This window comes from Streptomyces sp. P9(2023), assembly GCF_032436795.1.
Lineage (GTDB): Bacteria > Actinomycetota > Actinomycetes > Streptomycetales > Streptomycetaceae > Streptomyces.
Genome location: NZ_JAUPWM010000002.1, coordinates 392,286 through 410,871, shown reverse-complemented (window position 1 = coordinate 410,871; position 18,586 = coordinate 392,286). Strand labels below are relative to the sequence as shown.

Genomic DNA, 18,586 nt, shown 5'->3' with positions numbered 1-18,586 from the left:
CCACGGAGAGCAGACGCTCATCCGCGTGGACGAGCACGAGCAATGAGCCCCCCACCCCGCGCCGCCGTTCCTGGGGGACATGGGCGGTTGTTCCCGTCGTCCTCGACGCGAGCGGTGGTCCATCTGGCGGGGGGGTGACGAGGCGGACGGCTCCCGCGACGGCACGGGCGCGGCAGCATCCAGCTGGTTCAGCCCTGGCGCGTGGGGCCGACGCCGGGCTCGGCGCGCCGTACCGCGTCATGGGCGGCGAGCGCGGCGTGCAGCGTGACCAGATCGGCGCCCCGGGACGCGTCCAGTCCGGTGAGATCCGTCGCCTTGCGCAGGCGGTAGTCCACCGTGTTCGGGTGCACCTGGAGCCGGGCTGCGGCCCGGCGACGGTCGAGACCGCAGGCGAGGAAGGTGCGCAGGGTGGCGAGAAGTTCCGGGCGAGTGTCCAGCGGGTCGAGCAGCGCGGCCAGCCCTTCCCTGGCAGAGCTCGGACGGCTCAGCTGGTATTCGAGCAGCACATCGTCGAGCAGGTACAGTCCCGGCCCATGGCCGGAAGCCTCGGCCACTTCACGTACCTCACCGGCCAGCCGGGCGGCATCCGCAACGCCCTCCGGCGGCGCGGCGGCCGCTGCGGCCAACACCTCGGCGCCGCACATCCGGCCCAGCTCCGCGACCAGTCGGGAGAGCCGGTTCCGGTCCGCAGGGCCGAACTCGGCGGCCGGCGCGTCGTACGGGATGAGGACCAGCCCTCCGCCGCCTGACAGTAAGGACAGCGGAACTCCCACTGTCTGGCGCTGTAGTTCGTTGCGCAGCCGCCGGAGTTTACGGCGAGCGGCGACCGCGTGGTCCAGGCCGGGCACCAGCTCGTCCGGATGCCGTCCCACGGAGATGCTCAGCACCAGGTAGCAGGGCGGTAGTCGGATGCCGGCGCGGTCGGCCGCGGCCTGGGGGCTGCCGCCTTCCAGCAGCCTGGACAGCAGCGACTGCAGGGCGACCTGGTCGTCGCTCAGAGCTGTCTGCCGCTCCTGCACGTACCCGGTGGCGACCTCACAGCTCACCAGCCTGAGATACGTGAGCAGGTGACGCTGGACCAGCAGCAGGTCGCTCATGTCGCCCGGTTCGGCCGCCGGAAAGACATGGGCGGCGCACTCCTCCGCACCGAGGTGATAGGCGCCCACCACGGCCTCCAGCGGCACTCCCTCGTCGGCACGCCGGGCCGACGACTCGCGGATCGCTGTCTGCTCCGCCTGATCCGGCAGCTCGCCGCTGCGCAGCATCTCGGCGAAGCACCGGATGCCGCGGGCCACCTGCTTGGCGATGTCGCTGCCGAGCTGTTCCGGCGGCAGCCTTCCATAGACGGGCAGCCGTTCGACGAGCCGGACCATGACCGCACGCTCCAGTGCTCCGGCGGCGGCATGGAGTCGCTCGTAGACCGGAACGCCGCCGAAGTGCGGCACCGCGTCGCGTGCCGGGGCGTTGGATTCGGTCACAACCCACCTCGCAAATGTCTGTTGTCAGCCCTGGAGGCGCGGCAGGCCACCGCCGCCACAATGTTTCCGGGACATCTCCTACCGGTTGGTAACACGCCATGCCGGTGGATTGCCAGAGGTGGCGGACCACGGCCGCGCCGTCATCGGCTCTCCCCGTACGACCTGACGCCACCGGAGAGGCGCTATGCCCGAACGTCCGCTCGCCGTACAGGAGAGCGTCATGGACTCCTGCTCGCCTTTGCCCGGAGCCGGCATCCGGAATCCCCAGGCAGAGTGCCGACAACTCCGGTCGGTCGTGCCGTTCTGCGCGCCCTCAGGCCCGCGCGTCGGCCCCCCCACTCACGAATCGAGGAAGCCATGTCCAGGACAGCCGTTCGTCTGCTCTCCATCGCTGTCGCCACCGCGGCGGCCATGACCGCCGCGCCGGCCGTATCCGCCGGCGAGCCCGCGCCGGCTGCGACCACGACCAAGGCCACGCCGACCGCGAGCGACCCGTTCTACACGTACGACGGCAGCGAGCCCCTGTCGTCGTTCGCCCCGGGCGCCGTGCTGAAGACGCGGACGCTGCAGTACCACCTCGTCGGCATTCCCACGCCGCTGAAGGCGATCCAGCTGCTCCATCGCAGCACCGACGCTCAGGGACGCCCGGCCGCCAACGTGACCACGGTGGTGCGCAGCCTCACGGGTGACGGAAGCAAGGCCGTGTCGTACCAGTCGTTCTACGACTCGCTGAACCCGGAGGACGGGCCGTCCCGCGCCATCGCCGGCAACCTCACCCTAGGCGGCGTGATCCCCAACGTCGAGGCGGTCTTCATGGCGCCGCTGCTGGCGAAGGGCTACACCCTCGTCATACCGGACACCCAGGGACAGCGCGCCTCCTTCGCCGCGGGACCCGAGTACGGAACCAACACCCTGGACTCGATCCGTGCCGCGACCAGGTCCGGGCAGACAGGGCTGAGCGACAACACCAGGTTCGGTCTCATGGGCTACTCGGGCGGCGCCATCGCCACGAACTGGGCAGCCGCGATGGCGCCGTCCTACGCACCGGACGTGAACCGGAAGCTCGTCGGATTCGCCGAGGGCGGCCTGCTCGTGGCCCCGGCGCACAACCTGAAGTACGTGGACGGCTCCCTGTCGTGGTCGGGCGTCATCCCCATGGCGATCATCGGTGTCTCCCGCTCCTTCGACATCGACGTCAAGCCCTACCTGAACAGCTACGGCCTGAAGGTGTACGCGGAGTTGGAGAAGGGGTCCATCGTCAACGCCCTCGGTCGCTACCCGGGTCTGACCTGGAAGAAGATGGCGAAACCCGATTACGAGAACATCAACTCGGTTCCCGAGCTCGTCACGGCGGTGAACCGGATCAACCTCGGCTCCGCCGCCACGCCGACCATCCCCGGGTTCATCGCCCAGGGCGACGCGGGCGTCCTGGAGGGAACCTTCGGCAACCGCCCGGGGATCGGCACGGGCGATGGTGTCATGGTCGCCGGGGACGTGCGCGCGCTCGCGCGGCAGTACTGCGCCACCGGCAACGCCGGCATCAAGTACCAGCAGTACGAACTGCTCAGCCACGTGGGCGTGCCCGTCATCTGGGCCCCCCTCGCGTTGGACTGGCTCGATGACCGCTTCGCGGGCCGGACGGCCCCGTCCGACTGCGGCCGCATACGCGAAGGCAACTCGCTGGCACCGGAGGAGCCGACGCCGCTGTCCTGACCCGCGTGTGGTCCTGCCGCGCGGATCCCGCGCGGCAGGACCACGCACGCGCGACAGCGACGCGGCGCTCCGCCTCGCGGTCCGCCCGCCGGGGACGCGACGGCCGCTCGTGCCCGGTGCCACAAGGCCGGCATCCTGCACCGGTGTGCCCCGAGCGACGCACACCACGGGCGCGACGACGTCGTCCTGATCCTCCGCGCACAGCCCTTCGGAGAGCGCAGCATCTCGACACCTGACCCCGCACAGAGCCACGCCGTCGGGTGGGCCATCACGCGGGGATCCCGGCAGTACGTCTCCGTCGCCCCGGCGTCAGTCAGGCGGCGGGACGAGATCTCCGCGCAGCCGCCGGGTACGGAGCACCAGCTCGAGTTCGAAGCGGCGGTCCGGGTCGTCCAGGTCGGCGCCCCACAACTCGCGGAGCTGTCTCAGCCGGTAGCGCACGGTCTGCGGGTGGACTCCGAGCCGGGCGGCCACCTCCGGGGCGCCTCCCCGCGTTTCCAGCCAAGCCAGCAGTGTCTCGGCGAGACGGTGGGCGTGCGCCGGGCCGCCGGAGTCGTCCAGCTGTGCCAGCCTCCGCCGCGCCAGATCGTCGATCAACTCACTTGCGGGCAGCAGTACCAGGGCTTCGACGTGCTCACTGCATTGCAAGAGCCGCCCTCGCGGCAGCAGGCCCTGCTCGATCATCCCGACGGCGGCCTCGGCCCAGCGCAGCGACGTGGCGGCCTCCGTCACGGGAACCGACGGGCCGATCGCGCCGGACCAGCCGGCGACCGCCCGGTGCAGCAACTCCGTGCGTCCGGGGGCATCCGGGTCCGGCACGACCAGACGCGGCCGCTCGCCCTCCATGTCGAACAGCACCTCGTCGCCCACGGCAGGGGCGACAGCCTCCACAGCAGGGCGAAGCAGCACGGCCACCGCCACCTTCTCGGGCAGTTCCCAGCCCACGTCGGCCGCGCGGTCGGCAAGGAAGGCGGACGGGTCCGAGCGGTGCTCGGCGAGCAGGAGATCGACGAGAAGACGTTGCAGGCGAAGCCGTTCCCCGGCCTGGCGGGCGATGGCCTCGGCGTAGCCGCGTACCGACTGGGCCACTATGACGTCGAGGTACTCGAACGCGGACTCGGCGAGCTCGTACATGGCCGAGGACGGAATCTCGGCCTGCTGGCCGATCTCCGCCATGCGCCGCCAGGAGAGGCGCACGCCCAGCCGGTAGATCCCCTGCAGGGAGTCCAGGCTGCGCCCGTGTGCGACCTCGCCGCGCCCGAAGTCCCGGAACATCTCGGGAATCGCGCTGGGCCGGTCCGAGCCTGTGGTCATCTGCTCCACGAAGAGTTCCAGCGCGTGCCGGATCGCCACCAGGGCCTTCGGCTCTCCGGACTCGTCGACGCTGAATACCAGACCCGGATATTCCCGTCGGATCTCGGCGAGGATGTCCTGCGCCAGCTCGGGGATCTGCTCCAGGGCTCGGTCGGCGAACTGCTGAATCCGTTCTCGTGGCACGTTGCGCCACGCTGACGAGGCTTCCAAACCACCGCTCCAGGATGTCCGGTCTACATGAGCTCGGTCAGCCGGCCCGCACAGGCCCAAACTAGCCCGCGCCGGACCCCGGCGTGCTGGAAGGCCCGCCGATGGGCGGGTCGGGGAATGTGACGAGCGGCACGTTCTGCTGCTTGGGTGCGGCATCGAGAGCGGCGACGATTCCGAAGGCGGCGCCTGTGGCCAAAGCGGCAGCGGCGACGCAGGTCAGGAAGGCGGCGAGCAGTCTGGACATGAGGATGATCGGCCTCTCAGTCGATGAGGTCTGTCACCCAGCGCGCCGGCCCGGTCCGGCGCGGTCAGTATGGGAGGCGCATTGACAGGTGGTCAAGCGCCACTTAGCTTCGCCGTTCACAGCAGCGTTACTACCGGGTAAGTCGCTCATCGCACCGGACAGGCTGTGATCCGTGCGCGCGGCCCGTCCCGCACCGCCCTGAACTCCCGCATCTCGCGTCCGTATCGGAGTACCCGCATGCGTCGTTCAATATCGCCTTTGTCCCTGATTCTGCTGGGTGCCGGTGTCTTTCTGCTGGTGCTCACCCAGCTGCTCGCCTGGTACGTGGAGCCGCGCGCCAAGCGCACACCGACCGATGTGAACTCCACGACGGTCTTCGAGGGGCAGGGCAGCTACTTCGACACCGGGTCCGTTTCCACGGTGGAAGACCAGACGATAACGATCACCCGCCGGGTGCTGGGGGACGTCGCGGGCAGTGAGCGCAGCGGAAACGCGATCTGGGACGTGTCGACCCAGATCGATACGCCGAAGACGCTGCCGCTGGCCGACCCGCGGAAATCCCTGCAGTGGACCACCGAACGCTGGGTGACCGACCGCCGGACGAACCTCCCGGTGCACTGCTGCGAGGAGAAGCCCGGGTTCGAGGGCGAGGCCTACCTGAAGTTCCCGTTCGACGTCGAGAAGCGCACCTACACCTGGTGGGACAGCACCCTGGGTGCCGCCGTGCCGCTGGAGTTCGAGGAGGTCACCAGGGTCGACGGGCACGAGGGCTACCGCTTCGTCGGCACCGTCGAGGCCACCGCGACCGGCACCCGTATGGTGCCCGGCGTGCTCGTGGGCAGTTCGAAGCCGGGTCAGGTGCTGGCCGAGGAGTGGTACTCCAACGCGAGGATCGAGCTGACCGTGGACCGGCGAACGGGTCGGATCATGAACGCGCTGATCGCGCCGACGAAGACGCTGCGGGCCCCGGGTTCGAGTAAGGACGCGGTCACCCTGCTGTCCAGCAAGCGGCTGGAGTTCACCGAGGCGACCCGCCGCGAGCAGGTGAAGCTCGCTTCGGAAGACGGCAGCCGGCTGAAGCTGCTCGGCGAGACCGTACCCCTGGGGGGCGGGATCGCGGGCGGTCTGCTGGTCGCTGCGGGCATTGCGTTGCTGATCCGCGGCCGCCGACGGCCCGAACACTCAGAAGGGTGATGAAAGCGCCTCCTTCGAACAGCGCGAATTTGTCACCCCTGTGAGTAGCCGGAACTAATTGCTGAAGCGAACACTGACGTTACCCCTCGGTAAGACCAGTGTTTCCGGGTTGAGTCGGCTCCTGTCCCAGGAGTCTGCCACCGGCCCGGTGCAGGCAGGACGACCGCACGGCCACTCCGGCACCGAAGTACACGCAGCACCCGCATCAACGCAGTGCCCGCAGTACCCGTACACCGAGCCAGCCCAGCGCTTCATCCCCGGAAGCCCGGCAATCCCCCCACCCGTCTGCCTCCCGCAGCCGCCGAGTTGGAGCACCTCTATGCCCCAGCGCGCGTCCGCTCTGGCCCTCGGCCAGAAGGACTCCCTTTCCGTCCCCGCTCAAGCCCGCACCGGCAGCCATGTCGCCGACTCGCTCGCCGCCGACCCGCACGTCGCATCCCCCGGGATGCCACAACCGCGTCGGATCACCTTCCTCGCCCGCCGTGACCTGGCCAACCAGGCCGCCGGCGGCTCGGAACTGCTCATCGACCGGATAGCCGACGGCTTGACCTCCGGCGGCCATGAGGTCACGCTCGTATGCGGCGGCCCGGCCGCCGAACGCGACTACCGGGTGGTCTCCGCAGGAAGTGACGCAGGTCACTTCCTGCGCGCCAGGGCGATCTTCGCCCGCGAGGTCGGCGACTGCGACCTGCTGGTCGAAGTGTGCAACGGCATGCCGTACCTGGCGCCGCTGTGGCATCGCGGACCAACGTTGTGCCTGGTCAACCACGTGCACACGGATCTTTGGCAGATGCGTTACCCGGGTCCGGCGGCACGGCTCGGACGCAGGCTGGAGCACTGGGCTCTGGCCGGCACCCACCGCGACAACCTGATGGTGGCCGTTTCCGAGTCGACCGCCTCCGAGCTGCGCGGCATCGGCGTGGCCGCGGACCGCATCCGGATCGTCAACAACGGTGTCGAAGACCCCGGCCCGCTGCTTCCCGAGGCGAAGGAACCGCTGTTCCTGGCCGTCGGCAGACTGGTGGAGTACAAGCGCATCGACCTGCTCCTCAGGCTGTGGGAGCGGGTCCGCCCCGTCACCGGCGGCCGACTCGTCATCGTGGGTGACGGCCCCGAACGGTCACGCCTCGAAGCCATGGCCGGCCCCGCCGTGACGTTCACCGGCCGGGTGTCCGACGCCGAGAAGCACCGGCTGATGTGCGAGGCGTGGCTCCTGCTGCACCCGTCGCTCGTCGAGGGCTGGGGGCTGGTCGTCACCGAGGCGGCCGCCCGGGCCACCCCCGCGATCGGATTCGACATACCCGGCCTGTGCGACTCCATCGAGGACGGGGAGACCGGGGTGCTCGCCCGGGGCGAGAGTTCGTTCGCCGCCGCGTGGTGTGCCCTGTCCCTCAGTGCCGAACGGCGCGCGGCCATGGGACGTGCCGCCGCGCATCGCGCCACGCGCTTCCGCTGGAGCGCGACGGTCCGTCAGTTCCAGGCGGTCGCCGCCGAGGCCGCGGCGCTCGCCGCCGCCTCGAGAGGCGGCAGGGGCGGCCATGTCTGAGATCACCGAACGCGGATTCAAGGATCCGTCGCTGAAGCGATCGACCGCCCTCTTCCGGGCGTTCATGCGCGAACAGAGCGATCCCGAGCGGTGCTACACCCTGCTGGCCCGCGACTCGGTCGCACAAGTGGCACGTCATATCGACCTGCCCGGCAAGATCGTCGTCGACATCGGTGGCGGCAGCGGCCACTTCACCGAGGAGTTCCGCCGCCGTGGCGCGCAGAGCTACCTCTTCGAGCCCGACCTGCGGGAGCTGAGCGCCCGCGGTCCGGTCACCGAGGACGCGGTGCTCGCCGACGGATATCTGCTGCCGCTCGCCGACGGGGCGGCGGACGTGTGTTTCTCGTCCAATGTGCTGGAGCACGTGTCGGACCCGCAGACGTTCATCAGCGAGATGGCGCGGGTCACCCGCCCCGGCGGACTGATCTACCTGTCGTTCACCAACTGGCTCTCCCCCTGGGGAGGTCACGAGACCGCGCCGTGGCACTACCTCGGGGCCGACCGGGCTCGCGAACGCTACGCACGGCGCACCGGCCGCGAGGCCAAGCACACGCTCGGCGAGAACCTCTTCCCCGTCCACATCGGTCCCACCCTTCGGCACGTCCGCGGCCGCGACGACGTGCAGGTCGTCACGGCGCGCTCCCGTTACTGGCCGTTCCTCGCGAGCACGATCACCCGGGTGCCGGGACTCCGCGAGATCGCCACCTGGAATCTGCTGCTGATTCTCAGGCGAAGCCCATGAGCATGCGAAGCGAGGAACGGTCATGACCACCACGGTCCAGGCACCCACCCGGGTGCCACAGCCCGGCCCGAGGCCGTCGGAGACGTCCGGCGAGCCGCGCGGACGACGCCTGCTGTTCGGCTTCTGGGCCGTCGTGCTGGTGTCGTTCCTCGCGGTGTCACCGGGGAAGATGACGTTCGAGACCAAACTCGGCGTCGCCCTCGACCCCTGGCGCTTCATCGGCGACCTCGGTTCGCTGTGGAACGGAAACGTGGGCCTGGGCGGCATAGCCAACCAGTACATCGGCTACGCCTTCCCGGCACTGCCTTACTACGCGCTCATGGACCTGCTCCAGGTGCCGGTGTGGCTGGCCGAACGGCTCTGGCTGTCGCTCATCGTGACCGCTGCCTTCTGGGGCGCGCTCAGGCTCGCCGAACGGCTGGGCCTGGGGACGCCCGCGTCCCGGGTCGTCGGTGCGGTCGTCTACGCGCTGTGGCCCACCTTCACGATCGTCATCGGATCGACCTCCGCCGCCGCGCTGCCCGGCGCCCTGCTGCCCTGGGTGCTGCTGCCGCTGACCTCCGCGACGCTGAGCCACCGGATGGCCGCCGCGCGTTCGGCCCTGCTGATCCCCTTCATGGGCGGCGTGAACGCCGCCTCGACACTGGCCGCGCTGCTGCCCGTGGGTCTGTACCTGCTCAGCCGCCCGTCCGGCCGGCGCCGACGCGCGCTGCTGGGCTGGTGGATACCGGGAGTTGTGCTGGCCACCGTCTGGTGGGTGGCGCCGCTGCTCCTGCTCGGCATCTACGGCGAGGACTTCATGCCGTACGTCGAGCAGGCCGACACCACGACCGCCACCATGTCGGCGACCGAGCTGCTGCGCGGCGCCGGCAACTGGGTGGCCTACCTGAACTTCGGTGACGCATGGCTGCCGGCCGGCTGGACCGTCGCGACCTCCGTCATCACCGTTCTCGGTTCGGCGTTCGCCGCGGCGCTGGGGCTGGCGGGCCTGGCCCGGCGGGACCTGCCCGAGCGCCGCTGGCTGCTGCTGACCGTCCTGGCCGTCGTCCTGATCGCGCTCGCCGGGTACGGCGGAGCCATCGGCGGTCCGTTCCACGGTGTCGTCCAGGACTGGCTGAACGGGCCGCTGAAGCCGTTCCGCAACATCTACAAGTTCCAGCCGGGACTGGCCCTCGCGCTCGCCCTCGGACTGGCCCATCTGACAGCCGTGCTCTCCGTGAGCAGAGGTTCTCGTGCACTACGCGGTCTCCGCTGGGTGCCCGTGACCGCGGCGGTGCTGGTACTGCCCGGCCTGGCGCTCCCGTATGTCAACGGCTCGATCCTGCAGCCCGGGGCGTTCACCAAGCTGCCCGCCCACTGGGAGAAGGCCGCCGGCTGGCTCGAGGACAACGCCCCGAACAGCCGGGCACTGGTCGTCCCGGCGACGGCGCACGGCATCTACACCTGGGGCTCCCCCATCGACCAGCCGTTCGACGTGCTGGCCGATACCCCTTGGGCGCAGCGGGACTTCGTCCCCTTCGGTACTCCCGGAGCACGCCGCATGACGGACGCCGTCGAGCAGGCGCTGCTGTCCGGCACCGAGGTTCCGGGCCTTCGGGCGTACCTGGCGCGGGCCGGCATGCACGAGGTGGTCGTCCGCAACGACCTCGACCCCGACCAGATCGGCTACGTCCCGCCACAGACGGTGAAGCGGACCCTGGAGTCGTCCGGCTACCGCAAGGTCGCCGGGTTCGGCCCGCCGGTGACCGGCGGACGCATCGCCGCCGACACCCCGCTCCAGGTGCAGGGGCTCTACCCGCGGCTCCAGGCCGTGGAGATCTACGAGCCGCAGGACCGCGACGGGAGGCCCGACAGGGTCGGTGTCTCGGCCGTGGCCGACACGGCCGTGGTCAGCGGCGGACCCGAGGCGCTGCTCCAGCTGTCCGCCGACCCCTCGATGGCCGAGCGGCCGGCCGTACTGGCCGGGGACAGGCTTCCCCAGGGCGTCGTCGCACCGGTGAAGGCGGTCGCGGACGGGCTGCGCCGAGCCGACACCCGGTTCGGCCTGGTCAACAACAACACCTCGTACACCTACACGGCGGACGAGCGCAATCACTCCGGCAGCCTGCAGAACCCGGGGGAGAAGCCCAAGCAGATCCTGCCGTGGGAGGGCACCGATCATCAGACGACGGCGGTGCTGCGCGGCGCCGAGTCAGTGACGGCATCCAGCAGTGGCAACTGGCTGTTCCACCTGCCGCAGTACGACCCGGTGAACGCCTTCGACGGCAACCCGGACACCGCTTGGGCCGAGGGCAGCCCGGGCCGGCCGGCCGGCCAGTGGCTCAAGGTGGACTTCTCCCGGCCGACCGACATCCCGGCCTCCCTCCAGCTGACGCCCCTGCCGGGCGACGCCATGCGCGCGGCGCCCACGCAGGTGCGGATCGAGACCGACCGCGGTTCAGCCGAAAGCCCGCTGCAGACGAACGGCCTGCCGCAGACCGTCAGGGCTCCTTCCGGCGAGGCATCCTGGATGAAGATCACCGTCGTTGCCGCGCAACAGGCGCGGCCGGGTCTGTCCGGGGCCGGCTTCTCCGAGGTGTCGATTCCGGACGTGCAGGTGACGCGCATGCTGGTGCTACCTGCCGATGCGGAGCGCACCGATGCGGCGGCGAGCGTGTACTCCCTGCACCGGGGCACCGACGCGGGCGGTCTGTCGCCCGCATCGGCCGAGGTGGGACTGCACCGGCGGGTCAGTACCCAGCAACCGGGCGAGTACAAGGTGTCGGCGCGAGCCGTCGCGGTACCCGGCGGCCCGTTGGACGAACTTCTGGACCGCTCGGCTCCCGGATCGAAGAACCGGGTGACGGCCACCGTGGACTCCACCAGCCGCAACGGCACGTCACTCGGCGCCCGCAACCTGGTCGACGGTGATCTGACGACCGCCTGGATAGCGGGCGACCGGCCGGTCGTCCGCCTGAGCTGGCCCGAGAAGAAGAAGATCGACGAGATCATCCTCGCGCCGGCGGGCGGGGTGTCCACCCGGCCCGAGCAGGTGATGATCAGCTCCCCGGATGGCGCCGCCGTGGCGGACGTGGACGAGAACGGGCGGGTCCGCTTCCCGGCGATCGAGACGAACCGGCTCGACATCACCATGAGCAGGGTCGCCCCACTCACCGTCCACAATCCGGTGGCGAACGCGCAGTTGCAGCTGCCGGTCGGGCTGAGCGAGGTGCACGTTCCCGCACTGGCCGATCTGCGGGTGCCGCGACCGAAGCCGTCCGCGCGCTTCTCGCTGCCGTGCGGTGAGGGCCCGGACCTCGCAGTGGGCGGTGTCCTGCACAAGACGAAGGTCTCCGGGCTCGTCCGGGACCTCACCGAGCGGCGCCCGGTCACCGTCGCCCTCTGCGCGGGCGAGGAGAAGGACGGCACCCTGGAACTTCCGCCCGGCGATCACGAGGTGGAGGCGGGTGACGCGGGCCCGTTGGCGATCACCGACGTCACGCTGACCCGGGGCACTCCGCAGGAACTGGCGGGAGCGGCGGGTCGCGAGGCCACCGTCACCCGGTGGACCGACGACAGCCGGACCGTCTCGGTGTCGGCCGGCTCGGGCGAGGCCGCGTACCTGCGGACCTACGAGAACGCCAACGACGGCTGGAAGGCCACCCTGGAGGGCAAGGAGCTGGAGCCGGTGCGCCTCGACGGCTGGCAGCAGGCCTGGGTGATCCCGGCCGGGGCGTCCGGCACGGTGACCATGGAGTTCGAGCCCTCCGGGCCGTACAGGGCAGCCCTGATCGGCGGTGCGATCGCACTCGTCGGGCTGGTCGCCCTGGCCTTCGTGGGCCGCCGACGCTACGACGGCGGGACCGGCGAGGAGCTGCCCGAACCGTCGCCCCCGGGGATGCTGCTCGGAACACTGGCGCTGACCGGTGTCGTCGCGGTGGCGGCGGGGCCGCTGGCCCTGGCCGTGCCCGTACTCGCCGTGGCGGCACGGTTCCGGCCGGCCCTGCTGGTGCCTGCCGCGGCGGCGGCGATGGCCGGAGCGGGCCTTGTCGCGGCCGTCGGCGCCGGGGAGCCGGTCGCCACCGGGGAGGGCGCGTTCAGCGGCTTCGCTCAGGTGCTCGCCCTGGTGGCCCTGTCCGCCGCGCTGGTGACGGCGGTGAGGCCGGCGTCCGTGGCCGCCGGGCGTGGGCATGACGACGGGCATGAAGACCACGACGATTCCGACGCGTCGGAAGCCGGACCGGTGGTCACGGCCCGGCCCCGAAGCACCGGCGACGGGCACCGGCCCGAGCCGCCCCTTCGGCGGCCGGAAGGCGGTGGCCCCTCGTGATCGCGCCGTGGACCGCCGCCGGGGGGAGGAGGACCGCGACCCCTCCCGGCAGGGTCCGGATTCCCTTTCCGACCGTCGATGAGGTGTCGCGGCACTGTCTCAGTGACGACGAACCGGAGAGCGTACACATCGAGGTCCATCTGCCCGGACGACTGGACCCGGCACGGCTGCGGGCCGCCTTCCGGCGGGCGCTGCTGGCGCACCCCAGGGTGCTGATGCGGGAAGTGCCCGGCCGTCGGAACCGGCGGTCCTTCGCGTGGGAGCTGACCGGTCAACCGGACAGCGACCCGGTGACCCTCGCGGGGCGGGGCCCCGACGCGTTGGCCAGGGCCCGGGCCCGCGCACTGAGCGAATGCCCGCCGCTCACCCTGTCGCCACCGATGCGCCTGGAAGTCGTCGAGGAGGACGGGGGAACGGCTGCCCCGGAGCCGTCGGCGGCGGGCGTGGCTTCGGAGACCGGGACCGTGCTGCTCCTGACGATGCATCACACGGCCCTCGACGCGCCGTCGGGGCTGCGGGTGCTCGCCACGACCGCCGAACAGTACGGCGGTGTGGCCGGCCTCCCGGCCACCGGGCGGGTCCGGCCTGGGCGCGCGGGTCCGGCTCCGAGCGGGACCGGCGGCACCGGCCGCGCCGTACGTGCTCGCCCCGTACGCGTCGCGCCGGACTCCCGCCCCGGACCGGTACGTGCCCTCGCGGTCGGCAACGGGATGCTGCAGGCGGACCTGCCCGTTCCGCGGCGTGCGGCGCGGACAGGAGACCTCCCGCCCTGGACTGTCAACGACCAACTGCTGGTTGCCACGTCGCTGATGGTGGGCCGCTGGAACGTCTCGCAAGGCCGGCCGGCCGGTCCGGTACGGATCACGATGCCCGTGGACGACCGGTCGCGCAGCACGGAGATGCCGATGGGCAACGGAACCCGGCTTGTCGAGGTGGCCATGACCTCCGAGGACCCGCGCGACACGGAGCTGCTGCTCGGTGAGCGGCCGGACCCGGCAGCTGTGGCCCGGTTGTTGCGTACCACCGCTCGGCGCACCCACGCGCTGAAGTCGTCCCATGGCGCCCCCCTGGGTGCCGGCGCGAGTCTGCTGACCGCACCGCTGCTCCCGGTCGGCATCCGGGGCATGCTCACCCGTGGCGCACGGCGGGCGGCGGCGCCCTGGATGTCGACGGCACTGGTCACCAACATCGGACGCGTGCCGTACGCGCTGGACTTCGGCGATGCCGGCCGGGCGACGGCAGTGTGGTTCTCCGCACCGGCGCGGATGCCGCGCGGGCTGAGCGTGGCGGCGGCTTCCACCGGCGGGCGACTGCATGTGACGCTGCGCTGGTCGCGGGCGCTGCTCGGTGACGCGGCCGGTGCGGACCTGGTGGGCTTGTTCGAGGAATCGCTTTCGGTGACGTCTCTCACCCCGGCCGGGGCGAATGCTCCGGGGGCGGGGCCCGGAGCCGGAATCCGGGAGGTGGACGCCACCGCCGCGGACGCCGAGGCCACTCCGGCCCGGGATCACGCATGGGGCCCGGGCGGCCCGTACCACCGCGAGACGCCGCATCCCGACCCGACATCAGGTGGAGCCCGCTCCACCCAGGACAACCACAAGAGGCTGTCATGACCCTCTCCACCAGCGGCTCCGCAGCAACCGGGAAGTCGCCCGAGGCGGCGGTGACTTCGCTGAGCCGGCCGGTCCCCGGGCTGCGGGACTTCTACGAGAACCCCGCCGTTCCCGTCGCCTCCGGGGAAGCCCGTACATTGCGCCAGGCCCGGATGCTGGCCGATGCGCTCGGCCCCGTCGGGCCCGGCCGCCCGGCCGCGACCGTGCTCGACGTGGGCTGCGGGGACGGCTCGGCCGGCGCGACTGCAGCCCGCGTCCTGGACGGGCACCGCATCGTGGGGATCGACTGGTCGCAGGACGCGCTGCGCCGGGCGGCGCCGCGCCTGAGCCAGGTCGTCCGCGGCGAACTGACCGGCAGCGGGCTGCCGTTCGCGTCCGGCAGTGCCGACGCCGTGCTGTTCAGCGAGGTCGTCGAGCACCTTGTCGACCCCGACAGTGCCCTCGACGAACTGCGTAGGGTGCTGCGACGCGGTGGGCATCTGATGGTCTCGACGCCGAACCTCGGCGCCTGGTACAACCGCGCCCTGCTGCTCGCCGGAGTCCAGCCGGTGTTCTCCGAGGTGAGCCTGCGCCGCATCCACGGCCGACCGGGCAGGGAGGTGGTCGGCCATCTGAGGCTGTACACGGCGCGCGCGCTGCGCGAGTTCGTGGCGGCGTCCGGGTTCGAGGTGGTGTCGGTCGCCGGTGCGCCGTTCCACGGAGTGCCGCGCCCGCTCCGCCCACTGGACCGCCTGGCCTGTGGGCTGCCGTCCCTCGCTTCCATCCTCCTCGTGCATGCGAGGAAGGTGTAGCCGTGGTGTGGGGTGTGACCGCCGCGCTGGTGGCGAACGTCCTGTACAGCACCGGCTTCGTCCTGGAGAAGCGCGCGCTGGCCGGCATGCCGCCGCTCAGCGCCGCACAGCCGGGGCGGGCCCTGATCCTGCTGGCCAGCAGGCCCTTGTGGATCTGCGGGGCCATGGCACTGGCCCTGGGGTTCGCCGCGCAGCTGGCCGTCTACCGCACACTGCCCATCGCCGCCGCGCAGGGCTTGTTCCTGTCCGGTCTGGTCCTCCTGCTGGTGCTCTCGTCGGTGGTGCTCGGTGAGCGCCCCTCCGGCCGTGAGCGGCGTGCGGTGGCTGTCGTCGGTCTGGCGCTGGTGATGGTGGTGGCATCGCTGTACGGGACCAGCGAGGAGATCAGCCGCAGCGCGCCCACGGGCATCCTGCTGGCACTGTGCGTGCCGACCCTCGCGGCCGGGCTGGTGCTCTACACGGCCGCGGAGCGGCGCGGCCGCCGGCGCCATCGGCAGCCGACCTCCGGAGTGGCCTACGCGGTCGCGGTCGGTCTGATCTACGGCGTCAGCTCGCTCGCCATCAAGGGCGTCTCCGGGCATCTGGACACCTCGGACCTCGCGGGCTCCGTGCCCGCCCTGCTCGCCTCCCCGTACCCGTACCTCCTCCTGCTGACAGGGGTCAGCGGACTGGTGCTGTCGCAGACGGCGCTACAGCGTTGCCGGGCGTCCCTGATCGTCCCGGTGTGCTCGACGGTGACCTGTGTGTTCACGATCGTGAGCGGCACGATCGCGTTCGACGAACCGCTGCCCGACGACTTGTTGCGGCTGTTACTGCGTCTCGGCGGCACCGTGCTCGCACTGACGGTTCTGCTCACGTTGCCGCGACACGACGCGGCTACCCCCACCTCCGAAGGAACCCGGCCATGAAGCCTGACAACCCGCTGCTGAAGATCCTCGCCTGCCCGCTCGACAAGGGGCCGCTGATCCTCGACGAGCTCGGGGGCGCTCTCTACAATCCGCGCCTGCGCCGCCGCTATCCGATCGTCGACGGCATTCCGCAGCTGCTTCCTTCCTCCGGTGTGCCCGCCGTGGAGGAACCCGCCGGCGAGAACAAGCATGACGTGTCCGCCGGACCGTCCGACTCCGCGGGTCGGGACCGCGCTTAGCCGCTCCGTGGCTCAGGGGGTGGTCAGGACGGGGGTGTCGAACGGGTCGTGATGGATGTGGTCCGGCGACGTGCCGCCGTGAGTGAGCGTCTGCCTGGCCGACGTGACCATCGGGGCGGGACCGCTGAGGAAGACGTCGTGCTGGTACCACGGTCCGTATTCGGCCAGGACCTCCGGCAGGGACCCCCGGATCCCGGGGATGTACTCGTCGGAGACCGCGCCCCTGACCGTCAGCCAGTGATGCCGCTGGGCCATGCGCAGCATGTCGTCCACCCCGTACAGCTCGGCACCGGTGCGGGCGCCGATGAAGAGGTTCACCTGGTGCCGGCCGCCGCGTCGAGCGACGTCTTCGATGAGCGCGCGGATGGGGGCCAGGCCGGTGCCGCCGGCCACGCAGAGCAGGTCGCTGTGGACGGCGGCGTCCAGCACCATGTCGCCCATCGGCGCGCCGAGGTGGACCACATCGCCGACCGCGGCCCGGTGCACCAGCGCGTTGCTGACCGGGCCACCGGGCACCGCCCGTACGTGGAAGGTGAGGGTGCCGTCCTCGCGGGGCGCGTTGGCGGGGGAGTAGTAGCGCCACTGCTTGGGGTGCCAGGGGGTCTCGATACTGGCGTACTGGCCGGCGGCGTACTCGTAGGGCAGGTGGGGACGCAGGGTGACCTCGGCGATGCCGGGCCCGCAGGGGACGAGGTGCACGATCGTGGCGGGCCAGACGGCGGGCCGTACCGTCGCGTCCTGCTCGGCCGCGCTGATCATGACGTCGGCGACTGCTCCGTACGCCTTCGTCCACGCGGCGGCGATGTCCGCGGTCCAGGCGGGTCCGGCGTAGCGGGCCAGAGAGGCGAGGAGACATTCGCCCACGGCGGGGAAATGTTCCCGGAGGGCGCCGAATTTGCGATGGTCACGCCCGAGGTGTCCGCAGAAGCGGACCAGGTTCTCCGGATCGTCGACCAGGTCGACGATGCGCAGCAGCGCGCGCAACAGCCGGCCGCGCTGGGTGTCCATCCCCGGCGGGAACATCGGCCGCACCTCGGGGTAGCGGGTGAAGAGGATCGCGTAGAAATAGACCGTCATGTCCGCGGCCAGTGGCTCGACCACCGCGACGGAGGCGCGTATGAGCGCTATCTCGTGGTCCGACAAGGGCGCCTCGGCGACCTCCGGCTGGGCGGTGTCCACGGCCGCGGTGGGTGCGGGATCCTCCGGGTACGGGACCGTGGGCGGGTCGGCCGGGCGTCTGATCCGGAATCTCAAGGGACCAGAGCTCCGCCGCACGGTATGCGAGACGGCCGATGGGCACTGAGAGCGCGGACTTCGGTGGCAGGCATGGGTCCTCGAGACGGGGCGGGAGCTAGAAGCGGACTAACCAGCTCCGGACGGTACCCGACCATAGAGGTGACTCAGAAGTAGCCAAGGGGGTATGCCGCGGCCCACGGCCGGAGGCGATGAGACGCGCCTCCGGCCCCCTGGGACGCCCGCCCGCCAGCCGTCAGGCGAAGTGGCTCGTCAGCGGGTGGAGCTGCTGATCCAGAATGTCGTACCCCCCGTCCAACCGGATCAGCTGGCCCGCCACGGCGCCGAAGTCGGCGTCGGCCAACAGCGCGACGGCCCGTGCCGCGTCCTCGGGTTCGACGAGTCGGTTGAGCACGGAGCGGTCCGTCAGATAGGTCTGGAGGGCCTCGCCGAAACCCTGCCCCGAGGACTCCGTGCGCACCGCGCCGAACGCGATGGTGTTCACCGTGACGCCGTACTGCGCGCCGATGCCCGCGACATGGCGGCTGAAGGTGTTGAGCGCGGCCTTGGCGGTGGAGTGCGCCACGGCCATGCCGATGGAGTCCGCGGCGGTGCTCGATATGAAGACGATGCGCCCCGACCGCTGCTCGCGCATGACGGCCAGAATGCGCTGGCTGAGGAAGAACACGCCGGACAGCTCGCCGTTGACCTTCTCCGCGAAGGCGTCCCAGGAGAGTTCGGTCAGCGGCAGGAACGAGGGATTGACCGTATTGGCGTTGCAGACCAGTACGTCGATGCGGCCGTGCTCCTCCCGCACCGCCTCGACCAGCGCGGCGACCTGGTCGCCGTCGCAGACGTCGGCCTGGGCGTCCTGGGCCGAACCGCCCTCCTCCTCGATCGCCGCGACCACGGCCTTGGCGGCGTCGGCGCTGCTGCGGTAATTGACGATGACGTGATATCCGCGCCGCCCGAATTCCCGCGCGGTCGCCGCGCCGATTCCCCGGCTGGCTCCGCTGATCAACGCGACGGGCTTGTGCTGGTTCACGGTGTTC

At 71.1% G+C, this 18,586-nt stretch carries 14 protein-coding genes; 9 read left to right on the top strand and 5 right to left on the bottom strand.

Features of this window, described 5'->3' with window-relative positions; translation table 11 throughout:
* Positions 1-188: 188 nt before the first annotated feature.
* On the bottom strand, positions 189-1,478 hold the full coding sequence (locus Q5762_RS04345) for a helix-turn-helix domain-containing protein (RefSeq protein ID WP_315890574.1): 1,290 nt from the start codon (positions 1,476-1,478) through the stop codon (positions 189-191).
* A 357-nt stretch (positions 1,479-1,835) separates the two neighbouring features.
* Here Q5762_RS04345 and Q5762_RS04340 point away from each other — a divergent pair, with 357 nt between their 5' ends.
* Positions 1,836-3,191: a lipase family protein gene (locus Q5762_RS04340; protein WP_315890573.1), complete on the top strand. Its 1,356-nt coding sequence runs from the start codon at positions 1,836-1,838 to the stop codon at positions 3,189-3,191.
* A gap of 309 nt (positions 3,192-3,500) precedes the next feature.
* Here the strand turns inward: Q5762_RS04340 and Q5762_RS04335 are convergent, their stop codons facing one another.
* Positions 3,501-4,688 carry a helix-turn-helix domain-containing protein gene (locus tag Q5762_RS04335; protein ID WP_315890572.1) on the bottom strand — a complete coding sequence of 396 codons (1,188 nt, stop codon included), beginning with the start codon at positions 4,686-4,688 and terminating at the stop codon, positions 3,501-3,503.
* A gap of 88 nt (positions 4,689-4,776) precedes the next feature.
* Entirely contained in the window at positions 4,777-4,959 is a 183-nt protein-coding gene (locus tag Q5762_RS04330; RefSeq protein WP_315890571.1) for a hypothetical protein, read from the bottom strand.
* Positions 4,960-5,196: 237 nt separating this feature from the next.
* Here Q5762_RS04330 and Q5762_RS04325 point away from each other — a divergent pair, with 237 nt between their 5' ends.
* The 8 genes from Q5762_RS04325 to Q5762_RS04290 all read left to right on the top strand — a co-directional run bounded on the left by Q5762_RS04325 (position 5,197) and on the right by Q5762_RS04290 (position 16,301).
* Positions 5,197-6,153, top strand: a complete 957-nt coding sequence (locus tag Q5762_RS04325) for a DUF3068 domain-containing protein (protein ID WP_315890570.1) — start codon at positions 5,197-5,199, stop codon at positions 6,151-6,153.
* 319 nt (positions 6,154-6,472) lie between these two features.
* A complete protein-coding gene (locus tag Q5762_RS04320; RefSeq protein WP_315890569.1) occupies positions 6,473-7,699 on the top strand; it encodes a glycosyltransferase family 4 protein in 1,227 nt (408 codons plus the stop codon).
* Positions 7,692-8,441 (top strand): class I SAM-dependent methyltransferase, encoded by a 750-nt coding sequence (locus tag Q5762_RS04315; protein WP_315890568.1) that lies wholly within the window; start codon positions 7,692-7,694, stop codon positions 8,439-8,441. The genes Q5762_RS04320 and Q5762_RS04315 overlap by 8 nt, the downstream gene beginning before the upstream one ends.
* A gap of 22 nt (positions 8,442-8,463) precedes the next feature.
* Positions 8,464-12,750, top strand: a complete 4,287-nt coding sequence (locus Q5762_RS04310; protein WP_315890567.1) for an alpha-(1->3)-arabinofuranosyltransferase family protein — start codon at positions 8,464-8,466, stop codon at positions 12,748-12,750.
* On the top strand, positions 12,747-14,363 hold the full coding sequence (locus Q5762_RS04305; protein WP_399494404.1) for a condensation protein: 1,617 nt from the start codon (positions 12,747-12,749) through the stop codon (positions 14,361-14,363). Before Q5762_RS04310 ends, Q5762_RS04305 begins: the two co-directional genes overlap by 4 nt.
* Positions 14,360-15,154, top strand: coding sequence for a class I SAM-dependent methyltransferase (locus Q5762_RS04300; protein ID WP_315890565.1), 795 nt, complete (start codon positions 14,360-14,362; stop codon positions 15,152-15,154). The genes Q5762_RS04305 and Q5762_RS04300 overlap by 4 nt, the downstream gene beginning before the upstream one ends.
* Positions 15,155-15,156: 2 nt before the next feature.
* Positions 15,157-16,062, top strand: coding sequence for a DMT family transporter (locus tag Q5762_RS04295; RefSeq protein WP_315890564.1), 906 nt, complete (start codon positions 15,157-15,159; stop codon positions 16,060-16,062).
* Positions 16,059-16,301, top strand: a complete 243-nt coding sequence (locus Q5762_RS04290; protein ID WP_315890563.1) for a Trm112 family protein — start codon at positions 16,059-16,061, stop codon at positions 16,299-16,301. Before Q5762_RS04295 ends, Q5762_RS04290 begins: the two co-directional genes overlap by 4 nt.
* A gap of 12 nt (positions 16,302-16,313) precedes the next feature.
* Here the strand turns inward: Q5762_RS04290 and Q5762_RS04285 are convergent, their stop codons facing one another.
* Entirely contained in the window at positions 16,314-17,555 is a 1,242-nt protein-coding gene (locus tag Q5762_RS04285) for a globin domain-containing protein (RefSeq protein WP_315890562.1), read from the bottom strand.
* A gap of 235 nt (positions 17,556-17,790) precedes the next feature.
* A complete protein-coding gene (locus tag Q5762_RS04280; RefSeq protein WP_315890561.1) occupies positions 17,791-18,579 on the bottom strand; it encodes an SDR family oxidoreductase in 789 nt (262 codons plus the stop codon).
* Positions 18,580-18,586 lie beyond the last annotated feature (7 nt).

Excerpts from the sequence above, each read along its gene's own strand:
- Q5762_RS04325 (WP_315890570.1), top strand. The coding sequence starts at position 5,197 with ATGCGTCGTTCAATATCGCCTTTGTCCCTGATTCTGCTGGGTGCCGGT.
- Q5762_RS04315 (WP_315890568.1), top strand. The coding sequence starts at position 7,692 with ATGTCTGAGATCACCGAACGCGGATTCAAGGATCCGTCGCTGAAGCGA.
- Q5762_RS04300 (WP_315890565.1), top strand. The coding sequence starts at position 14,360 with ATGACCCTCTCCACCAGCGGCTCCGCAGCAACCGGGAAGTCGCCCGAG.
- Q5762_RS04330 (WP_315890571.1), bottom strand. The coding sequence starts at position 4,959 with ATGTCCAGACTGCTCGCCGCCTTCCTGACCTGCGTCGCCGCTGCCGCT.
- Q5762_RS04320 (WP_315890569.1), top strand. The coding sequence starts at position 6,473 with ATGCCCCAGCGCGCGTCCGCTCTGGCCCTCGGCCAGAAGGACTCCCTT.
- Q5762_RS04310 (WP_315890567.1), top strand. The coding sequence starts at position 8,464 with ATGACCACCACGGTCCAGGCACCCACCCGGGTGCCACAGCCCGGCCCG.
- Q5762_RS04340 (WP_315890573.1), top strand. The coding sequence starts at position 1,836 with ATGTCCAGGACAGCCGTTCGTCTGCTCTCCATCGCTGTCGCCACCGCG.
- Q5762_RS04290 (WP_315890563.1), top strand. The coding sequence starts at position 16,059 with ATGAAGCCTGACAACCCGCTGCTGAAGATCCTCGCCTGCCCGCTCGAC.